16 protein-coding genes are annotated in these 19,200 nt (G+C 40.1%); 2 read left to right on the plus strand and 14 right to left on the minus strand.

All coding sequences use genetic code 11. The annotated features are described in order from the left end of the window. Positions 1-16: 16 nt before the first annotated feature. The 7 genes from rplW to ACTNBR_RS11375 all read right to left on the minus strand — a co-directional run bounded on the left by rplW (position 17) and on the right by ACTNBR_RS11375 (position 9,440). The gene (rplW, locus tag ACTNBR_RS11345; RefSeq protein ID WP_427806691.1) at positions 17-316 is read right to left on the minus strand and encodes a 50S ribosomal protein L23; all 300 of its coding nucleotides are present in this window, start codon (positions 314-316) and stop codon (positions 17-19) included. Next, positions 316-936 (minus strand): 50S ribosomal protein L4, encoded by a 621-nt coding sequence (gene rplD / locus ACTNBR_RS11350; RefSeq protein ID WP_427806690.1) that lies wholly within the window; start codon positions 934-936, stop codon positions 316-318. Before rplD ends, rplW begins: the two co-directional genes overlap by 1 nt. A 30-nt stretch (positions 937-966) precedes the next feature. Continuing rightward, on the minus strand, positions 967-1,647 hold the full coding sequence (rplC, locus tag ACTNBR_RS11355) for a 50S ribosomal protein L3 (protein WP_427806689.1): 681 nt from the start codon (positions 1,645-1,647) through the stop codon (positions 967-969). 74 nt (positions 1,648-1,721) lie between these two features. Next, positions 1,722-2,039 (minus strand): 30S ribosomal protein S10, encoded by a 318-nt coding sequence (gene rpsJ, locus ACTNBR_RS11360; RefSeq protein ID WP_427818798.1) that lies wholly within the window; start codon positions 2,037-2,039, stop codon positions 1,722-1,724. A 733-nt stretch (positions 2,040-2,772) separates the two neighbouring features. Further along, on the minus strand, positions 2,773-5,031 hold the full coding sequence (locus ACTNBR_RS11365) for a beta-L-arabinofuranosidase domain-containing protein (protein WP_441018344.1): 2,259 nt from the start codon (positions 5,029-5,031) through the stop codon (positions 2,773-2,775). 128 nt (positions 5,032-5,159) lie between these two features. Next, positions 5,160-7,322, minus strand: coding sequence for a hypothetical protein (locus tag ACTNBR_RS11370; protein ID WP_441018342.1), 2,163 nt, complete (start codon positions 7,320-7,322; stop codon positions 5,160-5,162). A 15-nt stretch (positions 7,323-7,337) separates the two neighbouring features. Further along, the gene (locus ACTNBR_RS11375) at positions 7,338-9,440 is read right to left on the minus strand and encodes an efflux RND transporter permease subunit (RefSeq protein ID WP_427806684.1); all 2,103 of its coding nucleotides are present in this window, start codon (positions 9,438-9,440) and stop codon (positions 7,338-7,340) included. A 151-nt stretch (positions 9,441-9,591) separates the two neighbouring features. Between ACTNBR_RS11375 and ACTNBR_RS11380 the strand changes: the two genes are divergently transcribed. Beyond that, on the plus strand, positions 9,592-10,197 hold the full coding sequence (locus ACTNBR_RS11380; RefSeq protein WP_427806683.1) for a TetR/AcrR family transcriptional regulator: 606 nt from the start codon (positions 9,592-9,594) through the stop codon (positions 10,195-10,197). Between the two features lie 21 nt (positions 10,198-10,218). On the opposite strand, the gene ACTNBR_RS11385 is transcribed toward ACTNBR_RS11380, so the two are convergent. The 3 genes from ACTNBR_RS11385 to ACTNBR_RS11395 form a co-directional block, all read right to left on the minus strand. After that, the gene (locus ACTNBR_RS11385) at positions 10,219-10,689 is read right to left on the minus strand and encodes a glycine/sarcosine/betaine reductase component B subunit (protein ID WP_427806682.1); all 471 of its coding nucleotides are present in this window, start codon (positions 10,687-10,689) and stop codon (positions 10,219-10,221) included. Positions 10,690-10,700: 11 nt separating this feature from the next. After that, complete coding sequence (prdD, locus tag ACTNBR_RS11390; RefSeq protein WP_427806681.1) at positions 10,701-11,459, minus strand: proline reductase cluster protein PrdD; 759 nt, start codon at positions 11,457-11,459, stop codon at positions 10,701-10,703. A 151-nt stretch (positions 11,460-11,610) separates the two neighbouring features. After that, entirely contained in the window at positions 11,611-13,848 is a 2,238-nt protein-coding gene (locus tag ACTNBR_RS11395) for a beta-L-arabinofuranosidase domain-containing protein (protein ID WP_441018340.1), read from the minus strand. A 121-nt stretch (positions 13,849-13,969) separates the two neighbouring features. Here ACTNBR_RS11395 and ACTNBR_RS11400 point away from each other — a divergent pair, with 121 nt between their 5' ends. Beyond that, complete coding sequence (locus tag ACTNBR_RS11400) at positions 13,970-14,626, plus strand: YesL family protein (RefSeq protein WP_441018338.1); 657 nt, start codon at positions 13,970-13,972, stop codon at positions 14,624-14,626. On the opposite strand, the gene ACTNBR_RS11405 is transcribed toward ACTNBR_RS11400, so the two are convergent. Genes ACTNBR_RS11405 through ACTNBR_RS11420 form a run of 4 tightly spaced genes read right to left on the minus strand, consistent with a single transcriptional unit; the run spans position 14,623 to position 19,152 of the window. Then, positions 14,623-16,035 (minus strand): DUF4340 domain-containing protein, encoded by a 1,413-nt coding sequence (locus tag ACTNBR_RS11405; protein ID WP_427806676.1) that lies wholly within the window; start codon positions 16,033-16,035, stop codon positions 14,623-14,625. The genes ACTNBR_RS11400 and ACTNBR_RS11405 overlap by 4 nt on opposite strands. 15 nt (positions 16,036-16,050) lie before the next feature. Next, on the minus strand, positions 16,051-17,511 hold the full coding sequence (locus ACTNBR_RS11410) for a DUF7088 domain-containing protein (RefSeq protein WP_441042707.1): 1,461 nt from the start codon (positions 17,509-17,511) through the stop codon (positions 16,051-16,053). Continuing rightward, positions 17,496-18,233, minus strand: a complete 738-nt coding sequence (locus ACTNBR_RS11415; RefSeq protein WP_427806674.1) for an ABC-2 transporter permease — start codon at positions 18,231-18,233, stop codon at positions 17,496-17,498. Before ACTNBR_RS11415 ends, ACTNBR_RS11410 begins: the two co-directional genes overlap by 16 nt. Continuing rightward, positions 18,217-19,152 carry an ABC transporter ATP-binding protein gene (locus tag ACTNBR_RS11420; protein ID WP_427806673.1) on the minus strand — a complete coding sequence of 312 codons (936 nt, stop codon included), beginning with the start codon at positions 19,150-19,152 and terminating at the stop codon, positions 18,217-18,219. Before ACTNBR_RS11420 ends, ACTNBR_RS11415 begins: the two co-directional genes overlap by 17 nt. Between the last annotated feature and the right edge of the window lie 48 nt (positions 19,153-19,200).

Genomic DNA, 19,200 nt, shown 5'->3' on the forward strand with positions numbered 1-19,200 from the left:
TTTAATCAGTTTGTTCTTACAGTCCCTGGAAGATTTCAATCTCTGCTGAGTCTTCTGTTAACTGAACAATCGCTTTCTTTGTTTTCGCTGTCTTTCCAAATGTCATGCCACGACGTTTTGTCTTGCCATCAAGATTCATTGTATTCACTCCGGCAACTTTTGTTCCCGGGAACATTTTTTCAACAGCTTCTTTCACCTGATTCTTTGTAGCTTCTGTGTGAACTAAGAACGTGTATTTCTTATCAGCCATAAGCTCCATTGTTTTTTCTGTAATTACCGGTTTAAGGATTACATCATAATACTGAACGTTTGCCATTATGCGTACACCTCCTCAATCGCTTCAACAGCAGCTTTCGTAGCGATCACTGTGTTGTATTTCAGGATATCATACACATTGATTGTATTTGTTTTGGCTGTCTTAACATCAGCAATGTTTCTTGCAGAAAGTTCTGCATTCACATTTCCATCTTCCAATACAACTAATGCTTTAGATACTGACAGGTTGTTTAATACTGCCTGGAATTTCTTTGTCTTGATTTCATCAAAATTCATCTCATCAACTACGATGAATTTGTTTTCTTCTACTCTGGAAGTAAGCGCAGACTTAAGAGCTGCTCTCTTTTCTTTCTTGTTCATCTTGAAAGAATAGTCTCTCGGAACCGGTGCGAATACTACGCCGCCGCCTGTCCACTGCGGAGCTCTTGTAGATCCCTGTCTCGCATGACCGGTACCTTTCTGTCTCCACGGTTTTCTTCCACCACCGGAAACTTCAGAACGAGTTTTCGCTTTCTGCGTTCCCTGGCGATTATTTGCAAGCTGGTTAACAACTGCCATGTGTACAAGATGTTCGTTAACTTCTACACCGAAAATAGCGTCGTTCAGTTCGATTGTACCAACTTCTTTGCCTTCGATATTGTAAACAGATACGTTTGCCATCTGTGTGTTCCTCCTTTCCTAGTGCAAATCTTAGATAGATTTTACAGATTCCTTAATAGTTACTAAAGATTTCTTTGGTCCCGGTACGGCACCTTTTACTAAGAGCAGGTTGTTCTCAGCATCTACTCTTACAACTTCAAGGTTCTGAACTGTAATTCTCTTTGCTCCCATGTGTCCCGGCATTCCTTTTCCTTTGAATACCTTGCTCGGGTCAGAACAAGCACCGTTTGAACCTGCATGACGATGGAATTTAGAGCCATGCGCCATAGGTCCTCTGTGCTGATTGTGTCTCTTGATTGCACCCTGGAATCCTTTACCCTTTGAAATTGCTGTTGCGTCAACTTTGTCGCCAGCCTCAAAGATGTCAGCTTTAATTTCCTGAGCCAGCTGATATTCATCAGCGTTCTCGAATTTGAATTCTCTTACGAATCTTTTTCCTGTTACGCCAGCTTTGTCAAAATGTCCTTTTTCAGCTTTTGTAACACCGTGTCTATGCACGATTTCTTTCTTTCCGTTCTTGTCCACGTTAACGATCTTTTCTTTCTTGTCAACGAATCCAACCTGAACAGCACTGTAACCGTCATTCTCAACAGTCTTGATCTGTGTCACAACACAAGGACCTGCCTGAAGAACAGTTACCGGAGTCAATACTCCATCTTCGTTGAAGATTTGAGTCATTCCGACTTTTGTAGCTAAGATAGCTTTCTTCATTATAATTACCTCCTGTGATTTACAGCGGAACATCGGATTGATGTTCATCCTAAATTTTAGGAATTACTGTGTTCTTATTTTGTTTTCATTTTGATATCAATATATACACCAGCCGGCATTTCCAATCTGGAAAGAGCATCAACCGTCTTCTGTGTCGGTGCAATGATATCAATCAGTCTCTTATGAGTTCTCTGTTCGAACTGTTCTCTGGAGTATTTGTATTTGTGAACCGCTCTTAAGATTGTTACAACTTCCTTCTTTGTCGGAAGCGGTACCGGTCCGCTAACCTGTGCTCCATTCTTCTTTACAGTTTCGATGATTTTCTTGGCAGATGCATCAACCAGCTGATGGTCATATGCCTTCAATGTGATTCTCATTACTTGACTTGCCATAAAAAAAGTCGCCTCCTTTTCGTACTTAAACCTCAGTACGACAAGCGGTGACTGTACACTTCCCCGTGTGTGTCGTGAGAAACTCACACGTTGTTACCGCATCTCAGCGGCTGTTATGATTCAGTACAGTGACTTGTCGCCAGTTTCCTAACTTGACATTCGCTCCACGGAAAACCTGCCATATCAGGCAGCAACCTCACGCTTCACAGCTATCATGTCACAGCTTTTTCAGTATACAAGATATCTTTCTTATTTGCAAGGCTTTTCCGAAAAATATTGTATTTTTTTAGGTACAATCCCACCAACCGTATGCATTTATAAAAATACATTTTTTTGCATTTCGCTTATTGACACCATCACAATAAAGTGTTATAGTGTAACCAACTTAATCGAAAGCAATAAACCAAGGACGGTTTCCAAGAAAGTTGGATATCGTCTTTTTTTATTTTTTCAATTAGGTATAAACCGATTGGTTGCTGTTGCAGTTATATCATTGCCGATTGTTTCCCCCAAGAATAATCCCGCGATGGTAAAACTCAATTTATATATACTTCCTCTTTCGAGGAGCATTCCCCAGCTTTGTATATAGACAAGACTGCAAGGCAACGAGGAAAAACCTCTCAATGACATACCAAAAAGAAAAGGCACGACTGTGGTCGTGTCTTTTCTTCTATTTATAAAAGCAGTATCAATATATCAGATTCTGCCTTTATTTTCAACCTTTATACATTTTTTATTTTTCCGGTGCCAGAAAATATACATGATATTGTTCTTCATCGATCTCCGGGAACGGAATAAACTTGATACCGTCAGCTTCAAAATGCAGTGATTCTTTTTCCGGTTGGAACCTCTCCAATTTAGGGAGTGCAAAAAATTCCCCTTTGTCAGATTGTGCAGCCAGTATATAGGGACCATATGCCAGATTAACATAGTTCGAATCCGATGCATGTTCTACAATTCGGAATTCCATAGGCAAATGAATCAAAATCTCGTCACCTTTTTTCAGATATTCCGGAATCGAAAGGTATCCTTTTTCCAATGCCTTATTCCTTATTTCCGTCTGATTAATCCAAACTGTAAATTGTCCTACTCCCCATGACGGAATGTGAATTTTCAAATGTCTGTCCATATTTTTTCCGCACAAGATTTTCACAATGCCATCTGACTCGTTAGTGCTGATTTCAAGCTTTTCTTCACCATCAAGGACAGAATCTATGAACAGATTAACAAGGATTTCTTCCTTATTATATGTGTATATATTTTCCATATAACGAAAGCGACTTTCCATACCTGTCCCATGACAGCATGTGTTCTCCGTAGTAGAGTACACCTTGCACTGTCCGGGTCCGAGAGGCATAAAATACGTCGTGCCGCCATCTGCCTTATGGCTGCTGGATGTAAGAATATGATTGCGAAGAGTATTATCGTAATAATCCATCATACTTCCATCCAGTGTATAAGAGAAGATCTGCGATGTGAGCCTCAGCATATTATAGCTTGCACAGCTTTCTGCCGCCTTCTCTGTCAGGTAGGAGCAAGTTGTTCCCGCCCGATGGAACATCTCTGTCTCTCCGGTTCCGCCAATGCAGTAAACATGGCCTCCTGTAACGATATCCCAGAAATTCTTTCCAATCTTCCAGTATTTTTCTTCCCCTGTGGTCTGGAATAAATCCATCGCACCCATAATCTGCGGGATATGCTGATTTGCGTGCATATCTTCCAGTGTATCACATCCTTCTTCCATCGGATAAAACAGCTTTTCATTCGCAAAAAGCCTTGCCGCCTTCAAATGTTCCTCTTTTCCAGTAATCTGATAAAGTTTTACCATCGTCCCCAGCATGCCGCCGAATTCTCCTGCGATATACATGGACCACATCTTATCCAGAGTTTCCTTCGGGAGACGGGAAAGTCGTTCATAAACCCAGTCACCCATTCCTGCAAGTATGCTCATAGCCTTTTTACTTCCACCTATCTGGTAACAGTCGTAAAGTCCGGACATGATTTTGTCAAGCGTATAATACGGAGCCCAGATTGCCGGGTAGCGAGTGTATTTTTCCAGCAGATCAAATTGCTCTTCCGAATACGCGCTCAGAAATCCTTTATGATATTTTCCGGATTTGGCCATTGCCATCTGACACTTTTCCAATTCAGACACCATATAATCAATTTTCTTCTGAAAAGCCGCATTCCCACTCGCACCAAATGCCAGGGCAAGTCCGGATAAATAATGCCCTGTCGTATGCCCCTTCAGCTTGCAGCTTTCTTCGTCCCATCCGGTCATCGGCTGTGCGCCTCTCGTATCAAGAGCGGCTGCCTGTCTGAAATTATAAAGCATCTGATCATCATCAACATGTAAAAGATATTCCAACATTTCCTGCTGTCTTTCATAATATAAAGTTCCGGGACTTAAGCGCACCTGCCGTATTGGAACATACTCCGCTTTTTTCTTCGGTGCATCCACAGTTTCCTTTTTCTTTCGATTATAATGCACAGAAGCATGCGCCTCTTTGCCTGTCCCTTCTACCGTCCCTTTCACGCAGGCTGTCCCTTCTTTGTCCGGCATCTTCACTTGCTCCCATTTCACCGGCACCGTCAAGGTCCTGCCGTCTTTAGTTTCGGCGATTACAACCGACGGGAGTTCTGCTTTCTCACCAATCGTAACTTCACATTTCACTTCATAAATCTTCGTTATAATCGTTTCACGTTTTTCCTGAAGCACAGTTACCTCAAACTCGCGAACTTCACTGTAACCACCCCAAGAAGCTGTTACTCGCAGAATAACTTTTCTATTCCCCATTCCATAAAGAGGTCGATGTACCTTCCCTCCGTCTGAAATAAATCTTTCTTCACCACTATCCCACCGGAACTTGGCACCGTTTTTCCCCTGCAAGGGTAAATCCAGATCCGCTTCTACTGTATTTAAATTTCCTATATAAACAGCATCCAGATCTTCTTTCACGATTTTTTCCGGACTTTTCTCTGTAAATATCATTCTCTCATTGTCCTCCTTACCCGAATCTACCGTCTATTATAACAGAATTCATAAAGAATATCGAGAACCAGTTCACCCAAATACGGTTTCAGCCATGCGGCAAATTTCTGCCACATGGCCAAATCGTATTACTTATCCATTACAAATATAAATTTCACTTCCCCATCCATTCCATCAGAAATTCCGGTAAAACTCTTATATTTCTTCGAAGCATCCAGCATATCATTTAATTTATCAAGAAGTTCCTCTGTATCCCCTCCAAAAGCGGAGACAAGCTTTTCAATTCCCTCTTCGTTAAACCGGATCATTCCGTCATGTAGCTCTCCTGCTCCTTCATCCAGTTTCGTCACACCTTCTACAAGTTCTCCCGAGCCCTGCCTAAGTGTTTCAAGGCCGGTCGAAAGCGTCGCAGAACCATTCATTAATTCCTCCGCGCCTGATGCAAGACTTATCGTTCCCGCCTTGAGAGTATTTGCTCCGTTTTCTGCCGTTTTCAGATTCTCACTCAAACTCTCACTGCCATCACTTACCTGCTGTGCCCCGTCAGCAAGAGCATTCATTCCGCTCTTAAGTGCTTTGGCTCCTCCATTTCCATCTTCACCACCAAGCAACATTCCGGTTCCTTCGCTCAGTCTTCCTACTCCTGCTTCAAGCGACAGCTCCATCTGATTCATTCCCTCGTTCACGGATGCCGCTCCATTCTTCAGAGGCTCATTCAGAGTCGCTGCAAGTGATGCGGCCCCTGCGCCAAGCTGACCCTCTCCACTGCCAAGCGTGGATGTAAGGTCATTCATTCCAGATGCAATTAATGCCGCTGTTGCCTGCTGAGTTTCAAGGCTGCTCTTTATACTCTCCAGATTAGAAATCACTGCACCAAGCTGTTCCTTCAAGGTCTCATCTTCACAATTTTCTTTTAACTGCATGAGCGTCGCAATTTGCTCACTTATCGAATCCGCAGAACTACTTTGTGCGAGCTGTGTTGTCGCCTGCGACAAATTCTGCGCTGCCTCTTTTGCCTGACCGATTCCTCCCGCAAGCGCACTTGCGCCCTCTGCCGCACTGTCGATACCATTTTGCAATGCAGTTACGCCTTCACGTAACTGAGCGATACCTGCCAAAGCTTCTGACCCAAACGAAGCAATTCCCTGATCAAGACTTTCTATTCCGCCATAGAGCTGATTCATTCCCGCAAGTGTACTCTTTGCTCCATCTGAAACTCCCCGGGCTCCGGACGCCAGTGTTCCCGCTCCCGATGACAAGGCACCGGTTCCTGCCGCAAGTGTTCCGGCACCTTCTTTCAGTTCCGAAGCTCCCAAAGAAAGCGACGTTGTTCCCGCGGCCAGCTGATTTCCTCCATCTGCAAGTTCTCCAATCCCATGGAATAATAAACCGGAAGATTCAAGAAGTGTATCCAAACCGTCTTTCAATTCTCCCGAGCCTTCTACAAGCCTATCAGCAGCACTTTGCAATTCCGACATCGAATCCTTCAAATCATCCAAGCTGTCGAATTTATCCGTACTTACTTCATTAAAAATATCATTGGTGGCAATTGAAATTCCTTCCACCGCTTCATACTCTGTCACATCGGCTTCTATTTCAAAACAGTCCGGAATATCCAGTTCACTAATACCAAGAGTTTCCTTCATTTCCGGAATACCAATACCAATTGCAAGTTCTCTTTCTCCATCTGATATCATTTTCCCGTTTGTCACTGTAACGTTGGTAAATTTATCCGCGTCAAGGATTACTCCCGTCACCATCGCAAACGGAGTGTAATCTTCTCCGTCTTTTCCGGTCAAATTCTGGTACTCATAGCGAATTTTCAAATGTCCGCTTTTCCCTTCAAGCTCTTCAGCCGAAACTTTTTTTCCATCCAGTTCGTAAGTGATTCCTATTCCAACCGGAAGCTTCTTATCCGTTGTCCCCTGATAGCAGATATCACTTCCGTTTACATCCCAGGTCAAAGAGGTACCATTCTGTTTAAAGGTTTCATCACCTTTGACATTTACAATATCCTTTAAATCGGAAATATCCTTAAGCGTTGTCAAATCTGTAATATTTTTAAGCTGGTCTGACACTTCAACCGTTTTCTTCTTTCCATTCGCATCAAGCTTTACATAGACCGTTTCATTTTTCAGTACTTTTTCTTCTTCCGAAGAAACCTCTAAGGAATTCACTTCATTTGCCTCATCTGCTGCCTGTGCATACATCGTGGTTCCCTGTACCCCGCCGGCTACCATAGCTGTCATAACCGCAACTGCCATCAAAGTACGAAATTCTCTATTCTTCATAATTCACGCCTCCTGTTATAGTTCAGCAGCCACAGCTGCCATTTTTTGTTTCTTTATTTTTCGCATTTCTCCCGTCGTCGCACAGATCACTTTATCAAAAACCATGAGCATGGACGGAAGAATGAATATTACAACGATCATACTGATAATCGCGCCCCTTGCCATCAGCGTGCAAAGAGCTGAAATCATATCGATGTCTGAATACATTCCAACCCCGAATGTTGCCGCAAAGAACCCAAGTGCAGACACGATAACCGAAGTAATAGATGTAGAAAGCGCAATCTGAATTGCTTCTTTCTTCTCTTTACCGTGACAACGTTCTTTCTTATATCGTGTTGTCATCAGAATTGCATAATCCACAGTTGCTCCAAGCTGTATGGTTCCAATGACAATGGATGCGATAAACGGCATCTTCGTTCCGGTATAATACGGAATTCCCAGATTGATGAAAATTGCAAATTCAATTACCGATACAAGTACAATCGGAACAGACACGGACTTAAACACCAATGCAATGATGAGGAATATTGCCACAATAGATATCGCACTGACCACTTTAAAATCTTTATCCGTAATCGTAATCAGATCTTTCGTACAGGGCGCTTCACCGATCAGCATCGCTGTCGAATCGTATTTTTTAATAATACTGTTCAGTTCTTCGCACTGGGCATTCACCTCATCCGTCGCCGTCTTATATTCAGACTGTACCAGAAACAGCTGCCAATCGCCTTCTTTCAATTGGCTCGTCACCTCATCCGGAATCATATCTCTCGGAATCGCCGAGCCAAGGATACTATCCAGTCCCAAAGCAAATTTGACGCCTTTTACATCCGACATTTCATTCAGCATCGCCTTTGCATCTTTGGAAGATAAATCCGCATTTGCCAGAACCATATGGGTTGCATTCATATCAAATTCATCTGACAGTTTTTCATTTGCAATAATACTATCCAGATCCTTCGGCAAGGTTGCATCAAGATTATAATAAACGTCCGCTTTTGTATATCCCAAAAACGCCGGAATCAAAACAACCACAAACGCCGCAACAAATGCTTTGTAATGTTTTGTAATAAATGCCGCCGGTTTTTCCATCTTTGGCATGATATTTTTGTGCGTTGTTTTCTGAATCGCTTTATCAAACACAAGGATAAAGGACGGAAGAATCGTGACGCAGCAAAGTACGCCGAAAATAACACCTTTAGCCATAACGATTCCCAGATCTTTTCCCAATGTAAAGCTCATGAAGCAAAGCGCGATAAAACCGGCAACCGTTGTGATCGAACTTCCGACCACCGATGAAAATGTATTGGAAATGGCGTGCGCCATCGCCCGCTCTTTATCTCCCGGAAACCTCTGCTGATTCTCCTGATAACTGTGCCACAGGAAAATAGAATAATCCAGCGTGACACCAAGCTGCAGAACCGCACTCAATGCTTTTGTGATGTAAGAAATTTCTCCCAGGAAATAATTCGTTCCCATATTATAGGCAATCGCCATACCGATACTGAGCATAAAGAAAATCGGAAGGATCCAGCAATCCATAAATATCGAAAGCACGATGCAGGTCAGCACAACTGCTATCAGCACGTAAATCGGTGTTTCTTTTTCCGATAATGCTTTAATATCCGTTACCACCGCAGACATGCTGCTTAGGTAACACTGATCATTCGTTATCTTCCGTATTTCAGTAATTGCATCCATCGTACTGTCAGCAGAGGTGGTATCCTCAAAGAAGATCGCCATCAATGTGGCATCATCCGTATTAAATACATCCTTCAGCCTATCGGGAAGGATATCAATCGGAAGCGACAGATCCGCTATCGAATCATACCAGATGACATCAGCTACACCATCCACCTCTTCTATTTTATCTTTTACTTCTGCAACTTCTTTTGACGTCATTCCTTCCACGATTTCCATGGCAAAAGCACCCTTCCCGAAGTCCTCCTGTAAAATATCCTGTCCTTTCATCGTTTCAATATCATCGGGCAGATAATACAGGATATCATAATTAACTCTGGTTTTAAGATAGCCCATTGCCGAAGGGATCAGCAGAAGAATACCAAGTGCCAGAATTGCGACTCGGTATTTTACAATGAGTTTTCTTATTTTATTCATAGCGTTCTCTCCTTTATTATTGACTTTTGGTCATTTTTCTTTTTCGCGTTCTCACTATATGCCAAAAATGACCATAAGTCAATAATTTAAATATAAAAAATTGACTTTTAGTCATTTCGCTTGTATAATGTTCTTGTAAAGGAGATAAATTATGGGAAAAGTAGATGAAAACAAACAATTGAAATTAGACGCACTCTATCGAAGTGCCTACGATTTATTCATAGAACAGGGAACTGAAAAAACCTCCATCAGCGACATTGCCAAAAAGGCCGGAGTTGCAAAGGGAACCTTCTATCTTTATTTTACAGATAAATATGAATTGCGGGATCATCTGATCTCCCGGACTGCCGGAAAGCTCTTCTTAGCCGCATGGCAGGCATTAGAGTCTTCCGATATTCCGGCATTCGAGGACCGGATTATTTTCATTGTGGATTTTATTCTGGAACAAATGCAGGAGAACAAGGCGATGCTACGCTTTATTTCTAAAAATCTAAGTTGGGGAATTTTCCGCCAAGCGATTCTTTCGAGCGACGATGAAGCAGATATCAACATTATGGAACTCTACCGCACAAGACTTCTCGAAAATCCAGCAGTTAAACTCAAAGCACCTGAAACTATGATGTTTCTCATCATTGAACTTGCTAGTTCCACTTCCTACAGCACGATACTGGAAAATGATCCGATTCCATTTGAAAGCTTGAAGCCATACCTCAACGAAAGCATGCGGGCGATTATAAGAAATCATATCATTACTTAATAAGTTCAAAAAAGAGACCTATTACGCGTCTCTTTTTCTCATCTTCAGCTTTAAAAGCGCAGTCACTTTTCTGGCGTCAAGCTGAGTCACATTGTTTTCCCCGACTACATTCGTCTCAACACCTTCTGCGCTTTTGTTAATATCCAGAATTCCATCCAGATAATCATTCGTGACAACAAACTGCCCAACCGTACCACTGAACTTAAGCCCGGTCACCGGAATGCCGCGGATTTCCATCTGCTCGACCGTATTGGCAAAATCCACGTCACTGTTTCCCCATCCGTCAGAGGATAAAATCACTCCGTCAGCACGCATTGCTTCCGCCCAGACCGCGGCGCGGGTCCCCACCAGAATCTTATCTTCATTATCATCCGGAGTTCCCACAATCATAATTCCCATCAGATCCAGATCTTCATCTGCTGATACCACATCGAGAAGTGGATCACGAAAATGGTGCAGGGATGTTTCTTTTGTAGATGGTCCTATACCCATAGTCTTTCCTCCTACTGCATAGAACGGATGATTCCGTCCCTATATTCGTTCGGTGTCACGATCACCGGCATGTTTCCCATATCAATGATCGAATGCCCGCCCTCTGTGCCGGAAGGCTCCTTTGCAAAAAGCGAGGTGTCATACATCGCACCTTGTCCGGCAACCTGCTTTACGATCAGCACACGTTTCTTCCCGGGCCGCACGATATCATGGTATTCATGGCGCTCGCTGCAGAGGTCTCCTCTGAATTTCTTCATCTGTTCCCGGAAAATCTGAATAAATTCATCACAGGCTCTGTGTGCGGCAAGAACGCCTTCCCGTTCTTGTCCCATTCCAGCTTTCAGAACGACATCAAATGAAAGAATATAATCCTCATCCCCCGGCGTTCCCGCCCGGTTCAGATACAACTTTTCCTTCAGATTCCCCTCGGAAGATCCGAATTCATGCGTCTGCTTTCCATTTACATCTACCCCGGTCAGAATCACGTACACTCCGGTAAGGGTATGTGTGATTCCTTCTCCGATTTTTCCAAGAACCTTGGTCGAAATCGGGATGATATCCATAATTGTGTTCGTGTAACGATCATGGTCGTGAGGCGGAATGATCTGAACATCTATTTTCTCAAGTTGCGGATGCTTTGCCAGAATCTCTTGAAGGATTGCTCCATCTATTACCATCCTGCCATCCGGCATCACCCGGTTTTCCTGTCCATAAGATACGTCCTGTACGTGAAATGCCTTGATTACAAGGCGGCGTAAATCTTTTTCCACTGCCTTCTCCTTTAAAAAATATGTTTTACTAACTTCATCTTTTCGTATTATAAAATATTTTTTTAGAAAAGTGTAGATATTTCTATGAATAAAGGCCTGCTCCTCAACAATTTAACGCGTCAAGAAATAGGCCTAAACATTTTCACTTAATTTATCTCTTTAAATAAACATGATATGACTGCAGATCCACTTCTGCAAAAGGAATCATTTCTTTTCCTTTTACAACAAAATGCATTGGCACTTCACTTTTCTCAATAGTATCTATTGGTGGTAATTGCATAAAGTCCTTCTCTTCTGAAAGTATTGCCATAATATATGGTCCATAAGCAAGATTGACAAAATGTTTATCTGATGTATTTTCAATCACCCTCAGTTCCATCGGTAATTTCAGTTCAATCTTATCACCAGATTCAAGGCACTGTTCTACAACAGCATATCCATTTTCAACCACACAATTGTGTAATTCCACTCCATTAATCAATATTTCAAATGATTGTTCCGCCCAGCTCGGTATATGAATCTTAAGCTTTTTATTTAAATTACTTTTACACAAAACGACTGTTGTCTCACTGCCATACTCACTTCTCTGTTCCAGTTTTACTTCTCCATTAAGTTCAGAGTTAATCCATAGATTAATGTAAATATAATTTTCATCATATGCATAAATATTTTCCATATAACGGAAACGACTTTCCATTCCCGTTCCGTGGCAACATGTATTTTCTGTTGTAGAATACTCTTTACTCTGTCCCGGACCAAGTGGCATAAAATATGTAGTACCTCCATCGTTAGTATGGCTGCACGATGTCAAAATGTGATTTCTAAGTGTATTATCATAATAATCCATCAAATTTCCGGACATTGTATATTCAAAGAGCTGAGCAGTTAACCTAAGCATATTATAACTGGCACAACTTTCAGCAGCCTTTTCAGTGAGATACGAGCAAGTAGTTCCCGCACCATGAAACATCTCAGTTTCTCCTACTCCTCCTATAGTATAAATATGCCCATTTGTAACAATTTCCCAGAAATTTTTTGCAATATCCCAATATTCTGCATCCTGTGTTGTCTGATACATATCCATAGCTCCCAGAATTTGTGGGATATGCTGATTAGCGTGCATATCTTCAAGAGTATCATAATTCTTTTCCATCGGATAGAACAATTTTTCATTATAAAACATACATGCAGCCGCTAAATGTTTCTCATTACCGGTCAACTGATAGAGTTTCACCATTGTTCCAAACATACCGCCAAATTCTCCAGCAATGTACATCGCCCACATCTTATCTCTTGCTTCTTTTGAAAGTCTCGAAAGACGATCATAAACCCAATCCCCCATTAATGTAAGAATCGACAAAGCCTTCTCATATCCCGCATACTGATAACAATCATATAATCCTGACATAATTTTATCTAATGTATAATATGGTGCCCATATCTCAGGATAACGCGTATATTGTTCTAGAAGATCAAACTGTTCTTCAGAATATGCACTAAGAAAACCTCTGTGATATTGACCTGATTTTGCAAATGCTTCTTGACATTCACACAATGCATCAACCATGTATTTAATTTTATCTAAAAATCTCTCATCCCCAGTTACCGACCATGCGAGACCAAGTCCAGACATATAATGTCCAGTCGTGTGTCCTTTCAATTTGCAAGACTCTTCATCCCAACCAGTCATCGGTTCTGCATTTAGCGTATCCAGCCCTGCTGCTTTTCTGAAATTGTACAACATCTGATCATCATCTATACCAAGTAAATATTCAACCATTTTCTTCTGATAATCATAATAAAGACTACCTTCAAGAAGCCTTACTTGATTCAGTGGGAAATATGTTCCTTTCTGTTTTGGTGCCTCTTTTCTTATCAACTGCTTTTTATATTTTATTTTTGCATAAGCATCTTTATCATTGTCTTTCAGTTTTCCTTTTACAACCACTACACCTTCTGTATGTAAAGGTTCATAGTTATCCCATGTTACTGCCATTGTCATACAACGTCCATCCATAGTATCTACAATAACAACTGAAGGTAATATTTTTTTCTCGCCAAACTCAGCGTCCATTTCCACATCATACACTTTAGCCACAATATTTTCCTTTGTTTGCTGTAGTACGGTGGCTGTAAACGTCCTTTTTTCACTGTAGTTTCCGCAAATTGCCTCTACAGTCAAATCAACGTTACGGTTTCCCATTCCATGTAATGGACGATGAACTATGCCATTCACCTCAATAAAACGTTCTTCCCCAGTTGTCCATATTAATTGGGAACCATACTTTCCCTCACTCGGCAAGTTCAGGTTGTCTTCTACAGTGTTTAAATTACCAATATAGATTGACTCCAAATCCATTTGAACAATTTTTCTTACATCTTCACTCATGTTTACCTCCTTTTACCTGTCACTATTTATTTTATCTTTATGCAGGCTCGTATTTTACTATTTGACACTTTGTTATATCCGTGTTAGAATTCATATATCAACCATAGAAAGAAGGAATGATATGAATACTTTATTTAACCTTGACGGACCTGTTATGACCTTTTTAAGCAAATTCTGTGATCTTCTAATCGTCAGTATCCTCTGGATTATTTTCAGTTGCCCCATTATTACTATTGGTCCCGCAACTTCCGCATTATATCATACTGTCCACAAAGTAATTTTCCAAAATGAAGGTTATCTATTAACTACTTTTTGGAACTCTTTCAAATCTAACGCGAAACAGGGAATTATCTTAACTTTATTAACCACTTTTCTTATTCTGTTTGCTTTCGTTTGCTTTAATTTTTCTAAAAGTATGGAATTTGACAGCGTGCTTGGTTTGTTATACTTAGTCATTACTGCTTTCGTTTCATTCTTCACATGCATATTATGTACATATGGTTTCCCCGTCCTATCACGGTTTTACATGAAAACCATTGATATAATCAAAACAAGTATTGCACTGGCAGTAACTCGTTTTGGCTTCACCCTCCTACTGATTATCATTTTTCTTTTATGTATTGTAGCTTCATACATTGCACCTGTAACTATGTTTTTGCTTCCCGGTTGTTATGCTATGGCTGCCGAACGTCTAATTGAACCCGGTTTCAAAAAAGCGCTTGACTCTCTTGAAAAAGCGAAATCTATTGATGAGCATAAAACAGATCCCAATAACTAATACCTGGTTTCAATTTTCTCTCCGCTGATTAGTCGTTGCAAATCACTTAATACCAACTCAAGCTTTGAAGCGGAGAGTCTAAAACCCTTCTCCCCATTATTATATGTTGCATATAATTTTCCATTTCCTTCCTGGTAATATGACACAATATCTCTATTACCATCTTCGTAAACAAATCTAATTTCAGCACTTACCTGCATATTCGTTACCGATGGTAAATTATCGAATAATACTTCATCTGCCGAAAGGCTAATTACTAAATAATAATAATTCTTAAAATTGTCTATCTGTAATTCTTGATTTTCAAAAAATACCTTACTTTCTTCTTCCTCGCTTTCAATCTCAATTGAAAACGTTCCTCTTTCAGCATCATATATTTCCAGTTTTTGTAAGCTTCGAATGTCTGGTACTGCAATTGTTTTACTTACCAAACTTTCCTCGGAAGATTCCATCCATGCAACCGTTTCTTTTGAACACTTATAAATGATAGCAGTATCTTGCTTCCATACATAAACATTTCCATCCTCATCTGCTTGCGATACTGACAAAGTAATTTCTTTCTCATTTTCTTCTTCATCTTGATATATTATCTGCGCAGATATGTAAGGTTCCTTAAGGTCGTACTTCTCTATTTCACTTGAATCCGGCTTTATCTTGACAATCTCTTCTGCTTCCATATTAAACACAAATGTCAAAAACTGTTCATATATATCAGCAGTTGCCGGATATTGCAAAGGCGATACCAATTCATAAGAGTTCACCATGTAACCTGCAAGTTCCTGGCTCTCAGCAAGTTTGATTTCAAGAGGCTTCTCTCGTTGTTCTCCTTCAATCTTAACCGATGTGACCAAATAATCGTCCGAGCCGTCTTCATATGATGGAGTAATCTGCTTAGATACAAAAGTGTATTTGTCATAAAAAAACACTTCAACCTTACTTTCTTCCATAGTATATACTTTATCATTCCATTCGACATATCGAACTTCTTTTTCATCAGGGACAACATCTCCAAGCATAAGCACGAATTCTTCCTGCTTTGATTTTATCGTTACAGTAGCTGAGGGTTGGTCAAGCCCAAAATCTGTCAGCCTTTCTATACCATTTTGAACCTCACTTTCACTTTGAATTTTTGACAAACAATTTTTTAATTTACTGATCACTGATGAGTCCAGCGGAACCCCATCCAGATCATTTATACTGATTTCCCCATTCTCACATGTAGCGCAATATCCTCCTGACATATTCTCAACCACAATTGACTCAAGTACATTCATTTCTGTATCTAGAAGAATTACTTTTTCATCTTTTTCAATTGATTTCTGATCCGGATCTCCCAACAAAACTCCAGCCCCTATCAACAGAATCAGGCATACACCAATCATCAGAATTATCTTTTTTTGTTTCTTCATTCACAGCCCTCTTTTCTAACAATTTTTTCTTTTCATCCACACTACAATACCAGCTGCGAATACCACCACCGGAAGGATAACCATAAATATCCACACATACATATTTGTTCTTGCCCCTGTCATCGAATGCATAGGCATACTAAATTCTTTTGTTTCTATATAATATCCCGTATCACGGTTATTCAATTTACGAAATACACCCAATATATAATCTGAATTTGCAAATGTATCACTTGTAATTAAGCTTTCGCTAAATGCCAGAGCCGATCCTGAAACCACAACATTTGATGTATTAACTTCAGTCCCATACCAGTCATGACTTGACATAACCATTCCTTTGACATCTCCAGTTACTAACTCGTTTGTTACTTCTGTTTCACCAAGTTTTATCGCACCTGATGTTGTCGAGAAATTCAATAGAACAGAAGTAGTATAATTATCTTTTGTATCAAACAATACATCCACCGGTCGACAAAGCGCCATAATCGTCAAATCATCCCCCGTCAAATTTTCTGCATAATCCTTGTCTGCATACTGAGCAATTGGATAATAGAACTTGTCATAATAGAGGCTTTTATTCGCTTCAAATGCATACCCCTCTCCCAATGCAATTCCCCATTCATTCAAAAATTCTTCTAAACGAGGCAATTTTTCTATCGTTGGATCTAAAAATACAAACAAACTTTTCCCTTGCTTTCCATCATTATCCAACCATGTTCTTAAGCTTTTCAGACTGATTTCCTCTAGATCTCCTTGCGGAGCATATAAAATAGCAGTTTCTGCATCTTTACTTATCTCTCCGGTAAGAAGTGATTGTTCCTCCACATCATATTGGTTAGCTTCCAGCAATTCTACTAATTCATTTGGGTATGTTTTTCCATACCCTGTTAATACAACCGCCTTCGTTTTCGCTTCAGATGTAACCGTAACAATTGCATTCGTTATCATCTGCTCTACTTTTGACCCTGTAATTGTACTTCCAGAACTATCATATTCATACATTTCCTGCAAAGACAATACTTCTGTGCCTTTGTCGGACTCCACTAAAATGTCATATGCGCTAAGATTTAACTCTGGATATTTTGCAATATATGTCGGATTCTCAACTAAATCAACAAACTCCACTTCTACCTTATCTGAATTACGCTCATATTCCAAGATATTCTGATATGCCTGCACCAGATAATAGCTTCCAGAAGCCATGGATTCCTCATCAACAAAAACCGTTATTTTCACATTACTTTCCAATTCTTTCACACACCGTATCGATTCTTCCGTAATGGCATATCTTTCATCCTCTGTTAAGTCTTTACTCCATTCATATTTATCTGTCAGTTTATCAACAACAATGTTAGCCGCCACAATCAAAACAACTCCCAAAATACTGATTGTAGTTGCCAATACTCCGTATTTTCTTCTTCTACTTATCGATTTCATCTTTGTCCTCACTTTCTTTACCTTTATCGTCCACTCCATCTTCTTTTCTCCAAAACTCTTTCCGTTAAGAAAAAGAATACTGCTGCAAAACTAATAAAGAAAAATAAGTCTGATACTCGAAATATTCCAACTGTTAAATTGTAGTATCGTGTATAAAATGAAATACTGTATAATCCGGCTCTAATTGGTTCAAAAGGTATAAAATTTGCTATTGAATTCAATGAAATAACTACAATCATAGCAGTAAACCCTCCTATTGCTGCTATGATTTGATTTTCAGTCTGCGCAGAGATAAACATACAAAGCGAAATTCCTGCCGTACCCATTAATGAAATCCCTACCACATTTCCCAGAATGAGTTTCCAATTCAAATCAGCATATGGTGCAAGCGCTACCGCATGTAACAAGGTAACGCCAATTCCAAGCAAATACACTACTATTGCAGCAAAATATTTTCCCGCTACAATTTCTGACAAAGAGATTGGTGATGAGAACAAAATCTGATCCGTTTTCTGCTTTCTATCTTCACTCATAAGGCGCATAGTCAAAATTGGAGTGAGCAAGAGGATAATCGTATATAAGAATGAAAATTCATAATTCATTTCTGCACTTCCATTTAAAATAATAACCGTATATTGATATCCAGCCAAAGCATAAAACGCCGCCAAATATACATATCCAATCGGCGAAATAAAATAGGAAGCCAATTCTCTTAAAAATATTGCAGTCAACTTTTCATTCCTCCTATCTTTTTTTTCCATCTGTTAGTTTCAGGAATATATTTTCAAGACTCATATCTGACATCTTAAGTTCCAAAAGTAACCAAGGGGTATCTTTAAAATACTTTGCTATGCTGTGACGTATATCCAAGTTATCTTTCGCATGAATTTCAAATGCACAAGTATTCTGATCCACGGCAGGAAGGACTTCAACCGAAGCCAGCTCTTTCATCTGTTTCAACGCATTATATATCTTACCTTGAGGACCTTCCACAACAATCTTCAAACAATTTCCATGTAATTGTCTGGACAAATTCTCCGGGCTATCATTTGCAATCAATTTTCCTTTGTTTATTACAACTACCCGATCACATACAGCCTGCACCTCAGACAAAATGTGACTTGAAAGTATTACTGTATGCTTCTTTCCAAGAAGCCGAATCAGATCACGAATTTCTATCATCTGTTTAGGGTCTAAGCCTACTGTAGGTTCATCCAAAATCAAAACCTTAGGTTCCCCTATAAGCGCCTGCGCAATACCTATACGTTGTTTATACCCCTTGGATAGGTTTTTAATCACTCTATTATAGACATCCTGTATATGTGCAGCTTTACACACTGCCTCAAGATGTTGTTTTCTTGGCAATCTGCATTTTTTAAGCCGATATACAAAATTCAAATATTCTTTTACTGTCATATCCATGTACAATGGCGGTAATTCCGGAAGATATCCCAGTTCTTTTTTGGCCTCCAAAGGTGATTCCAGTATTTCATACCCATTAATTTTTACCATCCCATCCGTTGCGGAGAGATTTCCGGTAATAATATTCATAGTCGTAGATTTTCCAGCTCCATTTGGTCCTAACAGCCCCATTATTTCGCCTTCTTCCACCTCAAAACTTACATTATCCAAAACTGTCTTACTTCCATATTTTTTTACAAGTCCTTTTACTTCAATCATGTTGTATCCTCGTCATATAATGTATTATTCTATTGCCAGTTCTAGCAC

Origin of the sequence: Bariatricus sp. HCP28S3_F11, from assembly GCF_052065395.1 — a bacterium.
Taxonomy (GTDB): Bacteria; Bacillota; Clostridia; order Lachnospirales; family Lachnospiraceae; genus Allocoprococcus.